The sequence below is a fragment of the Buttiauxella agrestis ATCC 33320 genome (assembly GCF_000735355.1).
GTDB classification, from domain to species: domain Bacteria; phylum Pseudomonadota; class Gammaproteobacteria; order Enterobacterales; family Enterobacteriaceae; genus Buttiauxella; species Buttiauxella agrestis.
Genome location: NZ_JMPI01000082.1, coordinates 1 through 1,153, shown reverse-complemented (window position 1 = coordinate 1,153; position 1,153 = coordinate 1). Strand labels below are relative to the sequence as shown.

Sequence of the window (1,153 nt, the reverse complement as noted above, 5' to 3'; positions counted from 1 at the left end):
CCTACAGTACGGCCGCCTTCACGGATTGCGAAACGCAGACCGTCGTCCATTGCGATTGGGTGGATCAGGGTAACAACCATTTGAATGTTGTCGCCCGGCATTACCATCTCAACGCCTTCTGGCAGTTCGATGGTGCCAGTCACGTCAGTTGTACGGAAGTAGAACTGTGGACGGTAGCCTTTGAAGAACGGAGTATGACGGCCGCCTTCATCTTTGGACAGGATATAAACTTCTGATTCGAACTGAGTGTGCGGCTTGATAGAGCCTGGCTTAGCCAGAACCTGACCACGTTCGATATCTTCACGTTTAATACCACGCAGCAGAACACCAACGTTCTCACCAGCACGGCCTTCGTCCAGCAGTTTGCGGAACATTTCAACGCCAGTACAGGTAGATTTCACGGTATCTTTGATACCAACGATTTCTACTTCTTCACCAACTTTAATGATACCACGCTCTACACGACCAGTAACAACAGTACCACGGCCGGAGATGGAGAATACGTCTTCGATTGGCAGCAGGAATGGCTTGTCGATAGCACGCTCTGGTTCTGGGATGTAGTTATCCAGGTGACCAGCCAGCTCGATGATTTTAGCTTCCCACTCTGCTTCGCCTTCCAGCGCTTTCAGAGCTGAACCACGAACCACTGGGATGTCGTCGCCCGGGAAATCATAAGCAGACAGAAGTTCACGAACTTCCATTTCTACCAGTTCCAGCAGCTCTTCGTCATCAACCATGTCACATTTGTTCATGAACACGATCATGAATGGAACGCCAACCTGGCGACCCAGCAGGATGTGCTCACGAGTCTGTGGCATTGGGCCATCAGTCGCAGCAACAACCAGGATAGCGCCGTCCATCTGAGCAGCACCGGTGATCATGTTTTTAACGTAGTCGGCGTGCCCTGGGCAGTCAACGTGCGCGTAGTGACGAGTCGGGGTGTCATATTCAACGTGGGAAGTGTTGATGGTGATACCACGAGCTTTTTCTTCTGGTGCGTTATCGATCTGGTCGAATGCGCGTGCAGAACCGCCGTAGGTTTTAGCCAGAACGGTAGTGATTGCTGCAGTCAGAGTAGTTTTACCATGGTCAACGTGGCCGATAGTACCGACGTTGACGTGCGGTTTTGTACGTTCAAATTTTTCTTTAGACA

Annotated in this window: 1 protein-coding gene; it reads right to left on the bottom strand. The window is 51.0% G+C overall.

The genetic code is table 11. The features are described from left to right. The coding region (tuf, locus tag GBAG_RS21720; protein ID WP_034500311.1) for an elongation factor Tu at positions 1-1,153 on the bottom strand (1,153 nt) is incomplete at both ends.